Origin of the sequence: Daejeonella sp., assembly GCF_044232565.1 — a bacterium.
In the GTDB taxonomy this organism is placed as follows: Bacteria; Bacteroidota; Bacteroidia; order Sphingobacteriales; family Sphingobacteriaceae; genus Daejeonella.
Genome location: NZ_JBIILQ010000223.1, coordinates 1 through 4,479 on the forward strand (window position 1 = coordinate 1; position 4,479 = coordinate 4,479).

5 protein-coding genes are annotated in these 4,479 nt (G+C 37.4%); all 5 read right to left on the reverse strand.

From position 1 onward, the window contains the following. Positions 1–36: 36 nt before the first annotated feature. The gene (rlmD, locus tag ACILQF_RS10840; RefSeq protein WP_395627426.1) at positions 37–1,476 is read right to left on the reverse strand and encodes a 23S rRNA (uracil(1939)-C(5))-methyltransferase RlmD; all 1,440 of its coding nucleotides are present in this window, start codon (positions 1,474–1,476) and stop codon (positions 37–39) included. 281 nt (positions 1,477–1,757) lie between these two features. Continuing rightward, complete coding sequence (locus tag ACILQF_RS10845; RefSeq protein WP_395627427.1) at positions 1,758–2,327, reverse strand: TetR/AcrR family transcriptional regulator; 570 nt, start codon at positions 2,325–2,327, stop codon at positions 1,758–1,760. A 6-nt stretch (positions 2,328–2,333) separates the two neighbouring features. Next, positions 2,334–2,750, reverse strand: a complete 417-nt coding sequence (locus tag ACILQF_RS10850) for a hypothetical protein (RefSeq protein WP_395627428.1) — start codon at positions 2,748–2,750, stop codon at positions 2,334–2,336. Next, positions 2,750–3,784 (reverse strand): phenylalanine--tRNA ligase subunit alpha, encoded by a 1,035-nt coding sequence (pheS, locus tag ACILQF_RS10855; protein WP_395627429.1) that lies wholly within the window; start codon positions 3,782–3,784, stop codon positions 2,750–2,752. Before pheS ends, ACILQF_RS10850 begins: the two co-directional genes overlap by 1 nt. Positions 3,785–3,819: 35 nt before the next feature. Next, a partial coding sequence (locus tag ACILQF_RS10860) for an aminotransferase class I/II-fold pyridoxal phosphate-dependent enzyme (RefSeq protein WP_395627430.1) occupies positions 3,820–4,479 on the reverse strand: 660 nt, incomplete at its 5' end.

Genomic DNA, 4,479 nt, shown 5'->3' on the forward strand with positions numbered 1-4,479 from the left:
ATTTCCATTCTAATGCTTTGGAAGGATAATTATAAATTATTCAGGTGTTTCAACTGTAGGTTCTTGATTGAGATTAAGGCTCAATAAAACTACATTCTCAACATGCTGTGTATGCGGAAACATGTCTACGGGACGGATCCTGCTTACTTCATATTTCTCCTTCAATAAAGCAATATCGCGCGCTTGTGTTGCAGCATTACAGCTCACATACACAATTTTTTCGGCTTCCATCTCTAAGAGTCGCTTCACTACATCAGTATGCATTCCAGCACGTGGAGGATCGGTAATAACCACATCAGGCTTGCCATGGGTATTGATAAATTCGGCATTCAGTATGTCTTTCATATCACCGGCAAAGAAGCTGGTATTATGAATAGAATTGATCTCCGAATTGATCTTGGCATCTTCAATAGCTGTAGGCACATATTCTACTCCAATAACGGATTTTACATCTTTCGCGATGAAATTAGCAATAGTACCAGCACCTGTATATAAATCATAAACCAGCTCGTTGCCCTTGAAGCCTGCAAAGTCTTTAGTAATCTTATAAAGTTCAAATGCTTGTTCTGAATTTGTTTGATAGAATGATTTCGGACCAATCTTAAATTTTAGTCCGTTCATATTTTCAAATATATGATCAGCGCCCTCAAAAACGTGGATTTCCTGATCAAAAATGGTGTCGTTTTTTTTCTGATTGATGATGTAAAGCAGCGATTTAAGGGTTTTGAACTCCTTGGCAATAAATTGCATCATGCCTGTAATCTGCTCTTGCTCAATGTAGGCAAAAACAACAATCACCATAAGCTCACCCGTGCTAGATGTGCGTATGATTAGGTTTCTGAGCGAGCCCTCATGGTTTCTTAAATTATAAAAGGAAATATTATTTGCCAAGGCATATTCTCTAACTTTATTACGAATATCATTTGAGGGATCTGCCTGTAAATAGCAATGGTCGATATCAATAATCTTATCGAATCTTCCCGGAATGTGATAGCCAAGCGCGTTCATTTCCATTTCCTCTCCACTGCGCATATCTTCATCTGTTAACCAGCGTTTATCAGAGAAGGTATATTCGAGTTTATTTCTGTAATAACTGGTTTCTTTAGATCCTAGTATGGGTTCAATGCCTGTTGTATCCACTTTTGCGAGCCTTTGAAGGGCATCCACCACACTTTTTTGCTTAAAGAGGAGCTGTGCATCGTAGTTAAGATGTTGCCATTTACATCCACCACACACGCCAAAATGCTTGCAAAATGGGTCTGCACGATGCTCAGATGGTTTAACAATGTTTTGGATTTTACCTTCGTAGAATTTTTTCTTTCTGCGAAGTAGTTCAACATCTACGATATCACCTGGAACGGCTTTGTCTATGAAGATAACCAGATCGTCTGATTTACCTACACCCTTACCTTCTTCAGCAATATCAATTACCTGAATGTTACTTAAAAATTTTTTGTCGGACGGAACTTTTTTCATGAACCGCAAAATTAAATATTTTTAATTTAGGAAAGGGCTAATGGATTAGATATTGGAACAATTCAATTCTAAATCCTAAAAAAATTAAGGATTTATTGATTTTTTGGGTTTAAAGAATTTTGATTTGAGAAGATTTTTAAAAATCAAACATCGCATCAATTAAATTCGAAATATTTGAAATTTCACGGCTCATGTTAATTTTCTTTACTGAGCCTACAATATACCAATAATTATACCAAAAACCAAATCGGTACAATTATTAATATTGGCTTAACATAAATTTATTTTACTGCAGCCTTAACGAGGTATGGTAGAATTTCCTTTTGAAAAGAGATGAAATTTTTTCGCACATCTGAGTCGCTTACTGAAGTAAACGCAAATGAAAACACGATACTTTTACTAGCTTTAATCAAAAACCGAAGACGCAAGATATAATCATCTGCCTTAAAAAGGGGTGTTTGGTTGAATGAGTCGATTAATAAGTTCTCTAACTCATCAGATAGGGTTTTTAAAAATTCCTGTGAGTTGGCAGATTCGCGAATAAACTCCCATCCTATAAATTCGTTACAAACGGTATAAGATAGGCGACTTGTCTTAAGAATGATCATACTGAGGTATGCTTCTTCATCCAAATCTTCACTAGGGTTATGAATGATATCGTGTACGCTATTCTGGATATATTCCATCAAGATAGCTTGTAAGAGAAGTTCTTTGCTCTCGAAGTATTTGTAAATGGTTGCCTTCGCAATTTTGGCGCGTTTGGCAATTTCGTTTACGCTAGTTTTGTGGTAGCCATATTTTCGGAATAGGTCTTGTGCTGATTTTTTAATTGTTTCCTTAATCTTGTCCACTTCTTTTTAGTTAACTACCATGAGGTCAAAATTAGTAATAATTACTCTATATTGTTTAAGAGATCTTTGAGCAGGAGCTTTTACGGGATTTCCGTCGAATAGAGAGAATTTTGCTCCACTGCAAGGGTCTGTTGCCGTTAAATTGGGATCATCTGGAACAATGGCGCATCTTTTTTGAGGGTTCACGGAGCTACAACGATCATAAGCCACGAAGGCGCCATCGGCTCTTTTGTAAATTATGAGTCCCGCAACCCCTGTATTTGCTTGATTATTTACGATTAATAGTCCGTTTGAACTCTTAATATTGAACTCCTGTAAAGTGATTTTATAGCTTACATAAACATCAGGAATTCTGTCAATATTATCCTTGCTGCATGACAGTAAGCTGATTAAAATAAAGATATAGAATAGTTTAATCTGCATTAAATCATTTCCGACTGAAATTGTTTTAAAAATCGAATGTCATTTTCTGAAAATAGCCTCAAATCTTTAATTTGATATTTCAAATTCGTAATTCTTTCAATTCCCATTCCGAAGGCATATCCGGTATATTTTTTACTATCGATATTTGAGTTTTCAAGGACGTTGGGGTCCACCATTCCGCAGCCCAGGATTTCTACCCAACCACTATGCTTGCAAAGTTGACATCCATCACCCTTACAGATAGAACATGAAATATCCATTTCTGCCGATGGTTCGGTGAATGGGAAATAGCTTGGTCTGAAGCGGACTTTCGTGCCTTCACCAAATAGCTCTTGAACGAAATAGAATAGCGTTTGTTTGAGGTCGGCAAAGGATACATTTTCATCAATGTATAAACCTTCAACTTGATGAAAAAAGCAATGTGCTCTTGCAGAAATAGCTTCATTTCGGTATACTCTACCTGGCATGATAGCGCGGAAGGGTGGTTTTCCAGCTTCCATCATTCTAACTTGAACGGAAGAGGTATGTGTTCTAAGGGCAATATCACCCTTCTCACCACCTTTTTTTATGAAGAAGGTATCTTGCATATCTCTTGCAGGATGCTCCTCAGGGAAGTTTAGTGCAGAGAAATTATGCCAATCGTCTTCAATTTCAGGCCCCTCAGCAACATTAAAGCCAAGTTTTTTAAATATTTCAATGATTTCTTTTCTTACGAGGGATAAAGGATGGCGCGCGCCGAGTTCGAAACCTTCGCCAGGCAAAGTAAGGTCTTGCTCGGATTTTGAACCACTTTCTTCCGATTCTGAACCTTCTTTAAGGCTTTGATATTTCGCTTCAGCCATTTGTTTGAACTCATTCAAAACCTTGCCAAATATCCTTTTATCTTCAGCGGATACCGTTTTAAACTCCTCAAATAGGTCTTTAATAATTCCTTTAGTCCCTAAAAAACGAATTCTGAATACTTCTAGTTCTTCAGCATTTTTGGGCTGGAAAGAGCTTATTTCGGCGGTATACTGATTGATTTTTTCCTGCATTTTCTTGTTTTTGTGAGAAAAATTCCCTGTCTTAATTATTTTATTACGCCAAGTTTCACCCCTACTTTAGTAAATGCGGAGATGGCCTTGTCTAAATGTTCTTGATTGTGTGAAGCTGATAATTGCACTCTGATTCTGGCCTTTCCTTTTGGTACTACAGGGAAGTAAAATCCGATCACGTAAATTCCTTCTTTCAATAATTCAGCGGCAAAATCTTGCGCTAATTTGGCATCATAAAGCATAATTGGAACAATGGGATGTGTTCCCGGTTTAATATCGAAGCCTGCAGCTGTCATTTTTTCGCGGAAATACTTTGTATTGTTTTCCAACTTATCGCGAAGTTCGGTACTTTCAGCCAGCATGTTTAGAACTTCAATTGATGCTCCAACAATAGAGGGTGCTAATGTATTGGAGAATAGGTATGGCCTTGATCGCTGACGTAAAATATCAATGACCTCTTTAGGACCCGATGTAAATCCGCCAGAAGCACCACCAAGTGCTTTTCCTAATGTCCCTGTAATGATATCAACACGGCCAATAACGCCATGGTGCTCATGAGTACCTCTGCCTGTTTTTCCTAAAAAACCGGATGAATGGCATTCATCAATCATGACCAAAGCATTGTATTTATCTGCTAAATCACATATTTTATCTAATTGTGCAATCGTTCCATCCATTGAGAAGGAGCCATCAGT